Origin of the sequence: Peristeroidobacter agariperforans, assembly GCF_004138335.1 — a bacterium.
Classification (GTDB): domain Bacteria; phylum Pseudomonadota; class Gammaproteobacteria; order Steroidobacterales; family Steroidobacteraceae; genus Steroidobacter; species Steroidobacter agariperforans.
On sequence record NZ_RYFW01000002.1, the window covers coordinates 1,092,160 to 1,106,480 of the forward strand.

The 14,321-nt window shown below is 62.4% G+C and carries 13 protein-coding genes and 1 pseudogene; 9 read left to right on the top strand and 5 right to left on the bottom strand.

Features of this window, described 5'->3' with window-relative positions:
- Positions 1 to 81: 81 nt before the first annotated feature.
- Complete coding sequence (locus EK373_RS18545) at positions 82 to 1,026, bottom strand: DUF808 domain-containing protein (RefSeq protein ID WP_129645203.1); 945 nt, start codon at positions 1,024 to 1,026, stop codon at positions 82 to 84.
- 383 nt (positions 1,027 to 1,409) lie between these two features.
- Between EK373_RS18545 and EK373_RS18550 the strand changes: the two genes are divergently transcribed.
- On the top strand, positions 1,410 to 2,825 hold the full coding sequence (locus EK373_RS18550; RefSeq protein WP_157994416.1) for a pectate lyase family protein: 1,416 nt from the start codon (positions 1,410 to 1,412) through the stop codon (positions 2,823 to 2,825).
- Positions 2,826 to 2,903: 78 nt separating this feature from the next.
- Here the strand turns inward: EK373_RS18550 and EK373_RS18555 are convergent, their stop codons facing one another.
- A complete protein-coding gene (locus EK373_RS18555; RefSeq protein WP_232831149.1) occupies positions 2,904 to 5,159 on the bottom strand; it encodes a PQQ-dependent sugar dehydrogenase in 2,256 nt (751 codons plus the stop codon).
- Positions 5,160 to 5,495: 336 nt separating this feature from the next.
- Here EK373_RS18555 and EK373_RS18560 point away from each other — a divergent pair, with 336 nt between their 5' ends.
- The 5 genes from EK373_RS18560 (at position 5,496) to EK373_RS18580 (ending at position 9,497) form a co-directional block, all read left to right on the top strand.
- Positions 5,496 to 6,500, top strand: a complete 1,005-nt coding sequence (locus EK373_RS18560) for a DUF2157 domain-containing protein (protein WP_129645206.1) — start codon at positions 5,496 to 5,498, stop codon at positions 6,498 to 6,500.
- Complete coding sequence (locus tag EK373_RS18565; protein WP_129645207.1) at positions 6,497 to 7,477, top strand: DUF4401 domain-containing protein; 981 nt, start codon at positions 6,497 to 6,499, stop codon at positions 7,475 to 7,477. The genes EK373_RS18560 and EK373_RS18565 overlap by 4 nt, the downstream gene beginning before the upstream one ends.
- Positions 7,474 to 7,953 carry a GDYXXLXY domain-containing protein gene (locus EK373_RS18570; protein WP_129645208.1) on the top strand — a complete coding sequence of 160 codons (480 nt, stop codon included), beginning with the start codon at positions 7,474 to 7,476 and terminating at the stop codon, positions 7,951 to 7,953. Before EK373_RS18565 ends, EK373_RS18570 begins: the two co-directional genes overlap by 4 nt.
- A gap of 117 nt (positions 7,954 to 8,070) precedes the next feature.
- The gene (locus EK373_RS18575) at positions 8,071 to 8,655 is read left to right on the top strand and encodes a pyridoxamine 5'-phosphate oxidase family protein (protein ID WP_157994417.1); all 585 of its coding nucleotides are present in this window, start codon (positions 8,071 to 8,073) and stop codon (positions 8,653 to 8,655) included.
- Positions 8,656 to 8,900: 245 nt separating this feature from the next.
- The gene (locus EK373_RS18580; RefSeq protein ID WP_157994418.1) at positions 8,901 to 9,497 is read left to right on the top strand and encodes a YfaZ family outer membrane protein; all 597 of its coding nucleotides are present in this window, start codon (positions 8,901 to 8,903) and stop codon (positions 9,495 to 9,497) included.
- Here EK373_RS18580 and EK373_RS18585 read toward each other — a convergent pair.
- Both EK373_RS18585 and EK373_RS18590 read right to left on the bottom strand, forming a co-directional pair.
- Positions 9,494 to 10,492: a diguanylate cyclase gene (locus EK373_RS18585; protein WP_129645211.1), complete on the bottom strand. Its 999-nt coding sequence runs from the start codon at positions 10,490 to 10,492 to the stop codon at positions 9,494 to 9,496. The genes EK373_RS18580 and EK373_RS18585 overlap by 4 nt on opposite strands.
- Before the next feature lie 391 nt (positions 10,493 to 10,883).
- Positions 10,884 to 11,192 carry a helix-turn-helix transcriptional regulator gene (locus EK373_RS18590; RefSeq protein ID WP_157994419.1) on the bottom strand — a complete coding sequence of 103 codons (309 nt, stop codon included), beginning with the start codon at positions 11,190 to 11,192 and terminating at the stop codon, positions 10,884 to 10,886.
- Between the two features lie 357 nt (positions 11,193 to 11,549).
- Between EK373_RS18590 and EK373_RS34290 the strand changes: the two are divergent.
- The 3 genes and pseudogenes from EK373_RS34290 to EK373_RS18600 all read left to right on the top strand — a co-directional run.
- Positions 11,550 to 11,744 (top strand): annotated as a pseudogene (locus tag EK373_RS34290) (LysR family transcriptional regulator); the annotation flags it as partial.
- A gap of 42 nt (positions 11,745 to 11,786) precedes the next feature.
- A complete protein-coding gene (locus EK373_RS18595) occupies positions 11,787 to 12,431 on the top strand; it encodes a LysR substrate-binding domain-containing protein (protein WP_232831150.1) in 645 nt (214 codons plus the stop codon).
- A 47-nt stretch (positions 12,432 to 12,478) separates the two neighbouring features.
- The gene (locus tag EK373_RS18600; RefSeq protein ID WP_129645214.1) at positions 12,479 to 13,723 is read left to right on the top strand and encodes a DUF763 domain-containing protein; all 1,245 of its coding nucleotides are present in this window, start codon (positions 12,479 to 12,481) and stop codon (positions 13,721 to 13,723) included.
- Here EK373_RS18600 and EK373_RS18605 read toward each other — a convergent pair.
- Positions 13,716 to 14,228, bottom strand: coding sequence for a YybH family protein (locus EK373_RS18605; RefSeq protein WP_129645215.1), 513 nt, complete (start codon positions 14,226 to 14,228; stop codon positions 13,716 to 13,718). The genes EK373_RS18600 and EK373_RS18605 overlap by 8 nt on opposite strands.
- Positions 14,229 to 14,321: the final 93 nt, after the last annotated feature.

The window sequence follows — 14,321 nt, forward strand, 5'->3', positions numbered from 1 at the left end:
AGTCTACAAGCGCGGCGAGGAGGCCCATCCAACTAATAAGGCCGCCGATCTATGAGGCGAAGTTATATCAGCCGGATCCGCTCAGTGTTTGCGGCCGGGCAGGAAGTGCACGATCGCAACGATCGCGCCGCCGACGATGAGTCCCACGATGGCTGAGGAGGCTGCGAATGTCAGCCACGCAGCAACCCCGCCGAGCACCGATGCGTGATGGGCCATCTCCGAGAGCGTGTGGATGAGATGGGGCACGGTCTCCAGGTGAAAGTGCTCGAGCCCGTGCACGATGATGCCGCCGCCGACCCACAGCATTGCGGCCGTGCCGACGACGCTCAGGGTTTGCATCACATGAGGCATCGACTTCACCAGGGCTCGGCCCGTGCCCCGCGAGACTGACGAACCGCGCCCGGCCAGGTGCACGCCGATGTCATCCATCTTGACGATCAAGCCGACCACGCCATAGACGGCAACGGTGAGCCCGAGGCTCACGAGCACGAGCGCGCCGGCCTGGATGGCGAAGGGACGATCTGCGACGGTGGCGAGGGCAATCGCCATGATTTCGCCCGATAGAATGAGATCGGTGCGAATCGCTCCTGCGACTTTCCGCGCTTCGACGTCGGCCGAGCTCTGCGCCAGTTCTTCCACGTCAGGCGTCTCGGCCTCGTGGCTCCCGGCCTTCATGAGCGCCTCGATGATTTTCTCGGTCGCCTCGAAACACAGGTAGGCCCCGCCGAGCATCAGAATCGGCGTCACCGCCCACGGCGCGAACGCGCTCAGCAGCAGTGCGCCGGGCAGCAGGAAGAAAAACTTGTTGCGTAACGAGCCGAGCGCGATTTTCCAGACGATCGGCAGCTCGCGCTCGGGCGTAAAGCCCATCGCGTAGCCGGGCGTCACCGCGGCGTCGTCGACGACGACTCCCACCGCCTTGGAGCCGGCTTTGCCGGCGGCCGCGGTCACATCGTCAAGGGACGCGGCCGCCAGCTTGGCGATCGCCGCAACGTCATCCAATAGTGCTGCAAGTCCTGAAGCCATCCCGCTAGGTTGGCGTGCGCGCCCCAACAAGGCAAGGAAATTGAGGTACGCGCGGACTGAAAATCCTGACAGGAAGGAGGCGAGAGCGGTCGAACTGTCTACATCTGGGTACAGGTGGACCCAGCTCGCGCAGGACTAGAAACTATACCTGGTCGATCTGGCGCGCAGCCTTTTAGCGGGACGACGAGAACATAAGCGCGACCATGCTGTTTGCGGGCAAAGGGACTACGCGCCGACAGGCCATCTGTGCCCTCGTTCAGGGGTTCTCCGATGTGATCGCATCAGGCGGACTTGTAACGTTTCGCCATCGCCCCGGCCCCTCTGGCCGGCCCGAGCCGGACACCCGGTCTCGCAGGACAGAGTCACAACGAGGACCTTACTTGATGACCGAACATTCGCCGAAGACTGCTTTCTCGAATCGTCCCACGGCCCGTGCTGTTCGCCTTGGCCTGATCGCAGCGGCTGCCGTTGCGTCGGGTGCCGCATCGTTCGCTGCCGGCGCCGCCGTATCTGTGCTGCCGAACGTGAAGACCAACGGTGCCACGACGCCCGCTGGCCGTGGCGGCGCCGTTCATCGCGTGACCAATCTCAACGCCACTGGCGCCGGCTCGCTGCGGGCTTGCGTCGACGCCAGCGGTCCGCGCGTGTGTGTGTTCGAAGTCTCCGGCACCATCAAGCTGACCGGCGATCTGGTGCTGCGTAATCCGAACATCACGATCGCGGGCCAGACCGCTCCTTCCCCCGGCATCATGCTACGAGGCGGCGGCTTGAATGTGCGGACCTCCGACGTACTGGTCCAGCACCTGCAGGTGCGTCCCGGCGACGATGCCGGCGGCGAGCCTCCGAGCAATCGCGATGGATTGAAGATCTCGGGTCCGGCCGAGGCCGCGATCAAGAACATCGTCATCGACCATTGCTCGTTCAGCTGGTCGATCGACGAGCTGGCCAGCGCGTGGGCGAGCTGGGACAACGTCAGCATCATCAACAGCATTTTCGCCGAGCCGCTGCATCAATCGATCCATCCCGAAGGCGCGCACGGCTATGGCGTGATCTTCGGACCGGTCAAGGGCAACATCACGTTCGCGAACAACCTCATCAGCGGGGCGAAGTCGCGTAATCCGCTCACCAACTCGACGCGCACCACGATCGTCAACAACGTGATCTACAACTGGTCGAACAACGGCATCGAGCTGCAGAGCCATGGCGATGTGACCAACAATTCGATCGTCGGCAACGTGCTCATCCGGGGTCCGCAGACCGGATCGAATGCGCCGATCCTGGTGCGCGCGGACTCGACGAAGCCCGCCGCCGGCAGCAAGGTGTTCGTCGCCGACAACGAGGCCGAGGGAGCGACTTCGGATCCGTGGGCGATCGTCGACACGGTGTTCGGCTCCATGAGCCTGTCGAGCTACAAGGCGGAGAACCCGGTCGTCTGGCCGGCTGGCTTTACGACCAAGCCGACCAGCGACGGCGTGGTGCTCAACTACGTGCTCAAGTTCGCGGGTGCGCGGCCGGCGGATCGCGATCCGATCGACACGCGAATCGTGCAGAGCGTGCGCAACCGCACAGGTTCGACGATCAATTGCGTCGCGCCGAACGGCACAGAGCGTTGTAACAAAAACGCCGGTGGCTGGCCGGCGATGGCTGAGAACACTCGCGCGCTCACCTTGCCGGCGGATCCGAACGCGGTGACCGCGAGCGGTTACACCAATCTCGAGCTGTGGCTGCAGGGCATGGCGGCCGACGTTGAAGGCCGCTCGCGCAACGCGCCAGCATCGCCGGTGCTCGCCAACAAGTAAGTTTTCACCTCCTGAGTTGTGAATTCGCCGTCTGCGCCCAGTGCGCAGGCGGCTTTTTTTTGCCCGGGGCCGGCCCTGTTAGTTGCAGCTGGTGAGCGAATCGATCCATTCGCTGATCAGCTGCACGCCGGCGGTGTCGACGTGAGCGCCGATAGGCGGCATCTGATTCGGATCGTTGCGCAGACTCATGCGCGCAACCGCCACCGATCGATTGGCTGCACCGGGCGCGATGATTCGGGCGTCCGCGATCTCGAGGTCACCCGCCGTAGGCGCTACATCGCATGCGTTGGTGCTCGCAAGCGGCGTCGAGTAACGCAGGTCCATGTTTGCCGTCGTCGGTCCGCCAGGGCGATGGCACTGCGCGCAATTGGTATGCAGATAAGAGCGCGCTCGTTCGGTGAGTGTGCCGGTCGTTCCGGTCGGTGCAGGGTACGCAATCTCCGCCGCTGGATCGGCGATCGGCGGCGAGAGGGTATTGATCGTATTCAATGTCACGAGCTGATTGGCAGTGCGCCCGGTCTGGGGATAGGCGATCGAAGACGCCAGTTGCTTGGTTTCCAGACCGAGGGAATGACCCGCCGCCTCGGTGTGACATTGCGTGCACTGCGACTCGCTCGGATATATCCAGGTGTTCGCGCCGATCGTCACTTGCTTGCCGCCGCGCACCAGCGTCGCGTCGGTTTGCTCCGCATTCCACTCGTAGCTGTAGCCCGCCCACACGCCGTCCGGGTGGCGCATGAAGAGGCGCGTTTCGACCAGTCGATTCTCCAGGCGGAAGTTCTTCACCAGCACGGTGCCATTGGGGAAGTCCCAATCGCCATCGTCTTTGACACTGATGTTCTGTCCGTCCGGGAGTCCGATCCAACGCTGCTTGTCCGCGCCGTCTGACCAGAATGCCGCGGTCGGCTCATAAGGGATGAGTCCGCTCGCCGGGGCGGTTGCATTGTTCGGATCGACGCAGCCCGTAGCGGAGAGTTGCGTGGCGACGCCGCCCGTTACTGTCCCGCTGCCAGTGATCCGATGCAGATCGCCGCGCATGCTCACGACATACAGCTCGCCATCGAGATCCTCGGCGAACGAAGAAACGAGCAGGCCCGAGTCGTAGCCTTCCTCCACGTTCAGTGTGGGAGGGGTGTCGACCGGAATGTGCCAGATGCGTCCGCTCACGAAATCGCCGAACAGATAATGACCGAACAGACTGGGAATGGCCGAGCTGCGATAGACATAACCGCCGGTGACCGCTTGCCCCAGTTCGTGCGTGTATTGAGCGATCGGTGGCAGCAGAGGACCGACCGGTGTACCGCAGCCACGACCTGTTTCCTGCGAGCCTTCGAAGCAGCGCCAGCCATAATTGCCACCGCGTACGACGTGATTCACTTCTTCGATCTCCGCTTCGCCGACATCGCCGAGCCAGATGTCGCCGGTCTGGCGATCGAAGCTCCAGCGCCAGGGATTGCGAAGGCCCCAGGCCCAGATCTCGGGACAGTTCTGCTCGCCCCTGCCGTTGGCGTGACAGGTCGCGGTGCTGGCAGCCAAGGGATTGTCGGAGGGAATACCATAGAGCGCGGAGCCTGTGGCGCTGTTCACATCGATGCGGATCACTTTGCCCAGCAGCGTGTGCAGATCCTGCGCGTCGTTCCTGCTCGCCGCATTGCCATCGCCGGCAACGAAATAGAGATAACCATCGCGGCCGAAAATGATGTTGCCGCCATGGTGGTGCACCGAGTTCTTGTAAATTGTGATGAGAACGCGCTCGGACGCGGGGTTCAGCGTGAGTCCGCCGTCCGGCGAGGTGAATTCGGAGAGATGAGTGTCTGGTCCGTTGCCGCCGTTGCGATCCAGGCTGGTGTACACCAGGTAGACGCGCGGCGTGGCGGGGAAGTCGGGATGGAACGCCATGCCGAGCAGGCCGCACTCGGCGCACGTTGATTCGACCCGCGCGCCGATGTCGAGAAACATCGATGTGGTCGCGACGGTCGGATTGTTATCGAACACTTTCACGGTGCCGAAGCGCTCGACCACGAACCAGCGGCTCCTGTCACGAGGGGCCTGGATCATCAGCAGAGGATTGCGGCTGCCACCGCCGGGATTGGTGAAACGCAGGTTGGGAAAAACCCGCTCGGTGGCGATCGTGCCGCTGCCGCTGGCGCGCTCCGGCGCGATACAAGTGGCGTTGCTCGGCCTTGCATCCAGTCCAGCGACGCCTGGGGTCACGGGCTGGGTCGGCGGCGGATCAGGTGTAGTTGGCGGCGGTTCTTGCGCGGACGGCGGCGGGCTGTTGTCATTGTCGCCGCCGCTGCCGCCGCAGCCGGCGATCAGCAAAGCTAAAGACATCAACACCCAGGGTGCGTGCCTGGCCGGAGGCATGGCGGTGTCCTCGTGCTTATTAGCCCCACCGGTGAATCAGTATTGTTACGCGCGACGTATCGACTTGTTCCGCGAGTGCGACGTCGATGTTTTTGGTTGCCCTCGCTTGCTATTGACGTCGTGTAATCGAGTCCGACAGCGAAAACAGTTGTACCGGAATCACTTGCAAGAACGGTCGATGCAAATCGCGATCGCCCGCTCTGGACCCAGTTTCTCCGGCTCCGGAGCTTGTCGAGCGATCGGGGTGTCATCGGTTGTAGAATCTCTACTGCGAGGGGCGGGCCCCGCGATTTAGGGAAGAATATGAATAGAAGAGACCTCGACGCTTTCGTGGCTCACTATCGTCTGTCGGCCGAGGCGACCGAGGTCGTTCTGGATCTGGCGGCGGCGAGGCCGGCGCCTGCCGAGCTTCGATTGTTTCTTGTCAGAGTGTTGCAACTCGCAGGCGTGCTGTCGCTCGCGGCGGGGCTGGTGTTCTTCATCGCCGCGAACTGGCAGGACATCGGCGTCACCGGCAGGTTCGCGCTGATCCAGGGGGCCATTGTCGGCAGTGTGGCGCTGGCATTGTGGAAGCCGACGCCGCACGCGCTGGGCCGTTACGCCCTGCTCATGGCCTTCATTGCAAGCGGTGCGTTGCTGGCGTTGTTCGGCCAAACGTATCAGACCGGGGCCGATGTCTATGAGCTGTTCCTCAGCTGGTCGCTCCTCGGATTGGCCTTCGTCGTGGCGGGGCAGTGGTCGGTCCTGAGCGCTGCATGGCTGGTTGTGTTCAATGTTTCGTTACTACTGTTCTTCGGTGGGCGCCCCGGCGGCGGGTGGTTGTGGGTGGTGTTCGCGCCTGTTCACGGCAGCGAATCTTTGGAGCTGCTCGCGCCGGCGCTGCTCAATCTGGCGCTGTGGTGGTTTGCGGAGTTCGGCTGGCGAATGGGCTGGAGTGCTGTCAGCGCGCGCTGGGTTTCCGGGTTGGCGCTTGTTTGTGCTTTCGGCTTCTTGACTGCGGCCGGGATCGACGCGGTGGAAACCATTTCGATCGACGGTTTCGATGTCATTGCTCTGTTCCTCGTGCTGGCGGTGGAAACGGCTCTGGTCGTGCACGCGATGCGCTTGCGGAACGACGTGTTTCCTTTGGCGCTGACCGCCGCCAGTGTGATCGCCATCGTCACCTACGCGTTGGCGGTGCACAGTGGTTTTGACGATCTCGGCATCACGTTCATGCTGGCGCTGTGGCTGACGGTGAGCTCCACCATCAGTGGACGCGTGCTGATGTCACTCCTCAGGGAGTGGCGTCAGCAAGGAGAGGCGGCATGAAGGGGGCGATATCTGTTGCTGAGCTGAGGAACGAACTCGTGCGGCGTGGGCTGATCGAACCGTCCGCCGACGATGTTCCTGGCACGCCGGACGGCCGGCCTTGGTTCATCGGCATCGTGCTCGGAGCCTCGGGCTGGTTGGCCGGTGTGTGCGTGCTCGTTTTCCTGGGCACGCTGTTCAAGCCGGATTCCGCCGCGGTGATTGCGGTGATAGGCCTGTCGCTGCTGGTGGCGGCGTTCGCATTATATGCTGCCGATCGCGGCAGCCAGTTCTTCGATCAGTTCGCACTGGCGCTGTCGATCGCCGGGCAGCTCGCGATGGTGTGGGCAGCCTATGACGCCACCGACTCGGATACCGCGACGGCGGCGCTGACGTGCGCGATGCAGGTCGTGCTGTTGCTCGCGATGCCGAATCCTTTCGCCAAGACGATCGCTGCTTTCTTCACGTGCTGCGCGTGGGCGCTGACGGTTCGCTTCGGGTGGTGGGGCTCGATCAGCTACGATGCCGTTCGGCAAGTGGCTTTGACCCCCGCGCTCATCGGCTGGTTCATTGTCTGGTTGCCCATCATCGGGACGACTCACGCGCTCATCGATAATGAGCGCCGCTGGATGTCCAGCCCCGCTCGACGGATCGCACGACCGGCACTGACGGGCCTGCTGATAAGCCTGTCGCTCGCGACCTGGATCTCCGAACCGTTGGGCAGCTTGATGTTCTGGAACGATCAACCTCAGACGAACTGGCTCGCGCTATGGCCGCTGCTCGGTGCAGCTGGCGCGCTGCTGGCTGCGGTTTATGCATTCCGGTTGCGCAGTCGTGCATTGATCGGTATCGCGAGCGTCGGTGCGTTGTTGCACGTTGGCCAGTTCTACTATTTGCTCGGGCTGAGCCTGCTGACCAAGTCTTGCATCATGGTCAGCGTCGGGGTGCTCGCGCTGCTGGCGGCGATGCGGTTGCAACGGCAGGAGGTCGCGACATGATGGGCTCGACGTTGACTCGTGCTATAACGGCGCTCGGCGCGATTCTAGTCCTGGTCGCGGTCAATCATTCGATCCGCGCCAAAGAACGGATCATCAGCACCGGCGAGCCCATTTACCTCGCGCTCGCGCCGGTGGACCCTCGCTCGCTCATGCAAGGCGACTACATGGCGTTGCGCTTCCAGCTCGCCGACCAACTGAGCGCGGAATACACCGCGAACATCTCAAATCTTCGGGCACCGATCGTCCTCGACGCGCGTCAGGTCGCGACGCTGGCTGGGCAGGGCATCCCCACTGATCTCTTTATCCGCTACCGCCTTCGCGACGGCGGCGCGTGGCTGGGCACCAACGCTTATTTCTTCGAGGAAGGAGCTGCCGCTCGCTTTACCAATGCGCGCTTCGGCGAGTTCCGCTTGGATCGTGACAGCGGCGAGGCGGTGCTGGTTGGGTTGCGGGATGCGGAACTGAAGGCGCTTTGAGCGCTCACTGTTCACCAGCTTGCGTGGGCGGTGCGACAAAGACCAATCGTCGCGCGAGTCGCTGTCAGGCTGAATCGGCGTATGCTTCCGTTGGCTCCTGGCGAGCGGAGGCACCCCATGACGATGTTCCACGACGGCAACCGTGAGTTGCAGCAGCACTTTGCATCGGAGGCGTTGGCCGACCGGCTGGTCGAACGACTGCGCCACTCAGAATTCACGGAGGAGGACACGGCGTTCATTCATTCGGTGGAGTTCTTCTTTCTGGCCACCGCCGCTGCCGACGGCCAACCGGATTGTTCCTTCAAAGGCGGACCGCCCGGTTTCGCGCACATCGTGCGGCCTGACCTGTTGGTCTGGCCGGACTACGACGGCAATGGGATGTTCAAGAGCCTTGGAAACATCAGCGTCAATCCTTTCGTAGGATTGTTATTCATTCGAATGGGCGAGGCGCCGAAGCGCTTGCGCATCAACGGACGCGCACAGGTCGTGCTCGACGATCCGCTGATGCAGGAGTTCGTCGGCGCGCAGGCACTAGTGCGCGTCACGCCGATCGACATCTTTCCAAATTGCCCGCGTTACATTCCCGATCTCGCGGCAGGCAAGCCGTCGCCGTATGTTCCTCGCGCCGGCGAGCCGCCCGTCGAGCCTGGCTGGAAATCGAATCCGGCGTGGAAAGAGTTGGTTCCGTCGCGGAGGGCGTGAGAGCAGCGCGAGCCCGTCCCGGTGGCGTTGCGCTGCGAGCTGTCACGGTCGAGCCCGTCTCCCGCCCTCGTTCTACCGAGCTGCGCTTAGGTGGATTCAAGGTTCTCGCGCGGTTGCGTGGGCAGCGGGCGCAGTCTTTGTACTTATAAATCTCGGATCGCGCTTGCACCATCTCGCGTTGCCGGAACCTTTCTTTTCGTAACTCATTGGCTATGCATCCGGCCATCATGAGATGGAGAAGAAACATGCGAAGCTGTCTCGGATTCCTGGTGCTCATGGGGGCCGCTGGCAGCGCCGCTGCCCAGAGTGAAAATCCAGGGGATATTCCAACCGGTCACGAAGCCCAGGTGCAGCTGAGCAATGACACGCTGCAGCTCAAATACATCTCCGGCGGCAAGAAAGTGGGCGTCGACAACAGTCGTTTCTCCGGTGCTTTCTTTCTGAGCGAGGAGCGAGACATCGTGCTCAGCGCGGGGCTGGTGTTTCCGGTGGACTTCGATTTCGGCCGGCTCAGCGTGCTGGTCGGGCCCCAGGCCTATGCGGCGCTGCTGAACGATGAGAACAACGACGTGATGGCGTTGAGCCTGGGCGCGGAGTTGCGCTTCGTTCTCGACAAGGATCTCGACCTCGCAGTCGCCGGCCACGCCTACTATGCGCCCGATATCATGACGTTCGGATCTGCGGACAGTCTCACCGACCTGAGCGCGCAGGTGGAGATTCCGCTCTCTGACCAGATGAAAGGATTCGCAGGCATGCGCTGGTTCGAGTTCGACCTGACGGAAGGCGGCGGAACGCAGACGCTGCAGGAGGAAATCTTCGTCGGGATTGGCTACCGCTTCTAGCTGGACACTTCGAGCAAGGTGCGAGGTTCGGTGGCCGGAGTCGCCGTCACCTGATTGCGCCCGAGTCGCTTGCTTTCATACAAACCGCGATCGGCTTCATCGAGCACGTCCAGTGTCGTTTGCGGCTCCATGCTGATGCGGTTCGATAAACTGCCAATCCCGATGCTGACCGTGATGCTCAGCCTGCCCGCTGCAGTGACAAAGGGCGTGCTCTCGATCGCTGCACGAAGTCGCTCGCCGGCGATGGCTGCGTCATCGCGACTGGTGTGAGGAAGAATCGCGGCGAATTCCTCGCCGCCAATCCGAGCGAGCACATCGTATTCGCGAGGTAAATTCTCTCTCAGCGTGGTCGCCAGACGTCGCAGGACTTCGTCGCCGACATGGTGGCCGTACTGATCGTTCACTTGTTTGAAGTGGTCGGCATCGATGAGCAGCACAGAGATGGGCTCCGCAAAGCGACGAGCGCGCTTGAACTCGGCATTGAGCCTTCGATCGAAGGTGCGACGGTTGGGCAGCCCTGTCAGCGGATCGGAGGCGGCCTGGCGGGCCTTGCTTTCCAGCGTGCGACGCAAGCGCTGCTCCAGCGTCACGATGCGCTCCGCCACTCGCAAACGCGCGCGGAGCTCGGCAGGGGGAGCGCCCTTGTGAAGATAGTCATCGCCGCCGGCATCGAGCGCCTCGACCACGCCATCCTCCTGGTCGTGGCCGGTCATCACGATGATATAAACATAGCCGGGCCACTTGCCGGCGCGCAGCTTGCGACACAGCGACAAGCCGCCCATGCCGGGCATCTGCACGTCGGTGATCACGATCGGGCAGAAGAATTTTCGCATGTCCTCGAGCGCGGTCTCGGCGCTCGGGCAGGAGCGGGTCTGAAAGCCTTGCTCCTGGGTGTAGATGTTTACTAAGTCCTGAATGGCCTCATCGTCGTCCACGATCAGAATCGTCGGGCGCGACGCCGGGTTGAGCAGCGGAATCGGATCGGTCGGCTTCATTCGTGCGGCTTCGTCTTCTTGCGCTCCAAGAACAACGATTATCGCCAGCAGCCGATGTCAATGCCATGAACGGCACTGTCTGTAGACGCTGACAGGAAGAAACTACAGGGCGTCAATCATGCAGAGCCGGATCGTCTGAGATCCCGAAGGAAGGCGCAATCCACGGCGGCTTGAGGGGATTGGCCTTCATCGTAGAAGGCGCGCCACGAATCCCAGTCAATGTCGCCGTCCTTCACATCTCTCAACACTTTGCCAAAGTCGAATCGGATGATGGCCACCACGCTGGCGCGCCATTGAAACCATGAATATTGCATCGAACTCACAGTCATCGCAGGGGACAGCCCCGGGATAACTGTAGCAGCCTCGGGTCATGAGGTCAGTCGTGTGCAGGTTACATGGGGGTTATGGCGAAAATTGCTCGATTGACCTGGCGAAGGTGCCCCGGCGTGACCCCGGTCACCGTCCGAAACGCGCCAAAGAAATTCGATGCCGCACTGAACCCAAGACGTGCGGCAATTTTCTTCAATGGCAACTCCGTGTCGGTCAGGTAAGACTGCGCCTTCGCGATCTGCGCCGTGCGCAAATACTGGCCGATGGAATGTTTGGTTTGCTCGCGGAACAGCCTGGCAAAGTAACGTTCGCTAAAGCCAAGAGTCTTGTCATCGGCGCCGGCAGCAAAGTGCCAGGCACGTTCAGGCAACCCTGCGGTTGAGAGCGTGAGAGATCGATCAAGTTGTCGATGACGCCTGCCGCATGCGAACGCTCGTAATAGCAAGAATCCACGCACTCCTTGGCGGGCGCATCAAACGTCGTTGGAATCGCTGTCCTCGGGCATTCCAGTGCCGCGACAGTGCGAAGTCAATGACGGCAAGCGACTCGCCGGTTCATCCATTTCATCACCTGCGAGACGTTGGGGCGCGGACCGCTGACGTTGCTGGAACGTGACGAGTGTGGCTAGATCCGCGATTACCTGCGCCAGGAAGTCCATGGCTCATTGAACCGGCGCGCCCGCTTCCGCTCAAGCAACATTGCAGCCCGGCTGCCATAATCTGTGCTTATGCCAACCTCGCAACGCCTGCCGTCCCTTCATACATTGCACGTTTTTGAAACAACGGCCCGGCGCCTGAGTTTCACGCGTGCGGCCGCGGAGCTGCATCTCACCCAAGCCGCAGTAAGCCGGCAAATCCGGCAGCTCGAAGCGGCGCTCCATCAGCCTTTGTTCATTCGTATGCACCGGCGTGTCGAGCTCACGCCCGTGGGGGAGCGGTTGGCTGCCGATCTATCGCATAGCTTCATGCAGATCGCACGGTCGGTCGCTCAGGCCCGGGGCGAGACGCGGGAGCGGTTGCGGCTCAGCGTCGAGCCTGCTTTCGCCGCTCGGTGGCTGTTACCGCGATTGCCCCGGTTCGTGGCGAGCGAGCCTCAGATCGATGTGGAAGTCGATTCCACCGAGATCATGCGGGAGCTGGGCAGCGAGACCGATATGGCGATTCGTTACATCGAAGGTCCACGACGCAGCCCGCAGCGAAGCGCCATCCTGGTGGAGGAAGTCGCGATGTTTCCAGTGCTCGCGCCATCGTTGCTCCGCCCGGGTCAGAGCCTGCGGACACCGGAGGATCTGCTGCAATATCCGCTGCTCCATGAGGATGAAGACCGCTCCTGGCAGGCGTGGTTTCGAGCGGCCGGGATGCCGGGCATCTCGATTCCGCGTCGCATGCGATTCAACGACGTGGCGCTGGTATTGCAGGCCGCGGCGAACGGACACGGTATCGCATTGGGTGACGATCTGCTGGCGGGCGACGATTTGAAGGCGGGCAGGCTGATCAAGCCGTTTCAGGTCACTGCTCCCTGCGGCACTTATTGGCTGCTCGGCGGGTCGTCTCGGTCTCGCGCGCGGCGGACGTTTCGCGATTGGTTAGCGGAGCAACTGGCGCACTAACCTTTGCAATCGACAGCTGTCGGCGCAGCCGGTAACGTGGCCGGTCGATGGGCAAACGAACCGGCAGCGCAGATCTTCCCCTACACGGCGGGCACGTTCCGCCCTGGCTGTCCGCGCGCATGGCCAAGCTGGGACGGATCATCGTCGAAGCGATCGTGCTCGAATACGGTCGGGACGAGTTGCTGCGCAGACTGGCTCACCCGTTCTGGTTTCAGTCCTTTGGCGCCGTCATGGGCATGGACTGGCATTCTTCCGGCATCACCACCAGCGTGCTCGGCGCGCTGAAGCGCGGGCTTTCACCTGTGCAGCAGGAGCTGGGCATTTACGTCTGCGGCGGCAAAGGTGCGAAGTCACGAAACACGCCCCAAGAGCTGACCGCTGTTGGCGATCGCACCGGGTTGGACGCGACGCCGCTCGCAAATGCCAGCCGCCTGGTGGCGAAGGTCGACAGCGCGGCCGTGCAGGATGGCTATGATCTCTATCTGCACGCCTTCATCGTGAGCACCGAAGCTCGCTGGTGCGTCGTCCAGCAAGGAATGAATGAGCAGCGACGCGAGGCCCGTCGCTATCACTGGCTCTCGGAGAATCTGCAGAGCTTCCTGGATTCGCCGCATTCGGCCATCGAGGGGCGCAACCAGGGCTCGATCATCAATCTCGCGGATGCCCGAGCCGAAAGGAATCGACGCGCCGGGCTCGAGCTCGTGCACGCCGGACCGGACCGGCCCGTCACGTTGTTGAAACGATGGCGCGATTCAGGCAACACCGCGCTGAGTCTGTTTCCCGAGTTGGAGCCCGCGTCTGAGCCGCATCTGCGCTTGCCTGCCCATCACGAGGTGCGAGCATCGGATGTCGTACTCAGACGTTTGCATGCAGCGCTCGCCGCGGCGGCGGATCGTGGGCCAAAGGATTTCGCCGATCTGCTGCTCACGCCAGGCGTGGGTGCTCGCACGGTTGCAGCACTCGCGTTCGTTGCTGAGGTCCTGCACGGCGCGCCATCGCGTTTCAGCGATCCGGCGCGCTTCTCGATGGCTCACGGCGGGAAGGACGGACATCCGTTTCCGGTGCCCTTGAAGGTTTACGATCAAACCATCCGGGTGCTCAAGGATGCGGTCGGTCGGGCGAAACTCGGCAACGACGAGAGACTCGCCGCGATTCGCCAGCTCGATGCTCAAGCACGCGCGCTCGAAGGTCGGGTCGCCGGACCCGGCTTCGATCAATTCATCTCTGCAGAACGCGCCAATGCCGCCGAGTACGGCGGCCGAACCGTGTTCGACGATCGACGCCCTAAATAGTCTTTGCGAGCGCGGCTGCTTGCTCGAGGGAGATGCCGGTCACCAACGGGTCGGCGTGCCGATGGGCCAATCGCCAGCCAGTTCCTTCCCGCCGATACACCAAAGTAACGCGCAATGCCCAGGGCTGTGGCGGCAGGCCGCCGACTTCGACGTGGGCTCGTTCGATGAGCGCGAGCACGACCATGTCCGACGAGCCATAGGCGGCAATCACTTCCTGCGTCAGCGCGCCGTTCTTGAAGAAGCGGCCCATGGCTTTCATTGTCTCATCGGTGATGTCGGCGCGACGGGTCGGTTTGCCGCCGAAAGGAGCCATCAAAGTGAAATCGTCGGTGAACGAGATCAGCGTCTGATACTTCTCGATGTCGCCACGCATCAGCGTGGCGTTGGATGCTTCGGAGAGTTTGATGAGCTCTTGGATCGTCTCGTTGGCGCCGGTTGCGGCAGCGTCGAACGAAGCCAGAGCCGCACCGGCGGCAGCCAGGACGGAACGACGTGAGGCAGGCATGAGTTCGGTCTCGGGTTCTACTGGAATCGCGACTGTATTGATGTCACGGCGGCCGCCGAACTGTCTTTGGTTATCCCGGGGCACTGACCCAAG

Bases quoted from the DNA above. Each gene is read 5' to 3' on its own strand.
- EK373_RS18545 (WP_129645203.1), bottom strand. From the start codon at position 1,026: ATGGCTTCAGGACTTGCAGCACTATTGGATGACGTTGCGGCGATCGCC.
- EK373_RS18550 (WP_157994416.1), top strand. From the start codon at position 1,410: ATGACCGAACATTCGCCGAAGACTGCTTTCTCGAATCGTCCCACGGCC.
- EK373_RS18555 (WP_232831149.1), bottom strand. From the start codon at position 5,159: ATGTCTTTAGCTTTGCTGATCGCCGGCTGCGGCGGCAGCGGCGGCGAC.
- EK373_RS18560 (WP_129645206.1), top strand. From the start codon at position 5,496: ATGAATAGAAGAGACCTCGACGCTTTCGTGGCTCACTATCGTCTGTCG.
- EK373_RS18565 (WP_129645207.1), top strand. From the start codon at position 6,497: ATGAAGGGGGCGATATCTGTTGCTGAGCTGAGGAACGAACTCGTGCGG.
- EK373_RS18570 (WP_129645208.1), top strand. From the start codon at position 7,474: ATGATGGGCTCGACGTTGACTCGTGCTATAACGGCGCTCGGCGCGATT.
- EK373_RS18575 (WP_157994417.1), top strand. From the start codon at position 8,071: ATGACGATGTTCCACGACGGCAACCGTGAGTTGCAGCAGCACTTTGCA.
- EK373_RS18580 (WP_157994418.1), top strand. From the start codon at position 8,901: ATGCGAAGCTGTCTCGGATTCCTGGTGCTCATGGGGGCCGCTGGCAGC.
- EK373_RS18585 (WP_129645211.1), bottom strand. From the start codon at position 10,492: ATGAAGCCGACCGATCCGATTCCGCTGCTCAACCCGGCGTCGCGCCCG.
- EK373_RS18595 (WP_232831150.1), top strand. From the start codon at position 11,787: ATGCAGATCGCACGGTCGGTCGCTCAGGCCCGGGGCGAGACGCGGGAG.
- EK373_RS18600 (WP_129645214.1), top strand. From the start codon at position 12,479: ATGGGCAAACGAACCGGCAGCGCAGATCTTCCCCTACACGGCGGGCAC.
- EK373_RS18605 (WP_129645215.1), bottom strand. From the start codon at position 14,228: ATGCCTGCCTCACGTCGTTCCGTCCTGGCTGCCGCCGGTGCGGCTCTG.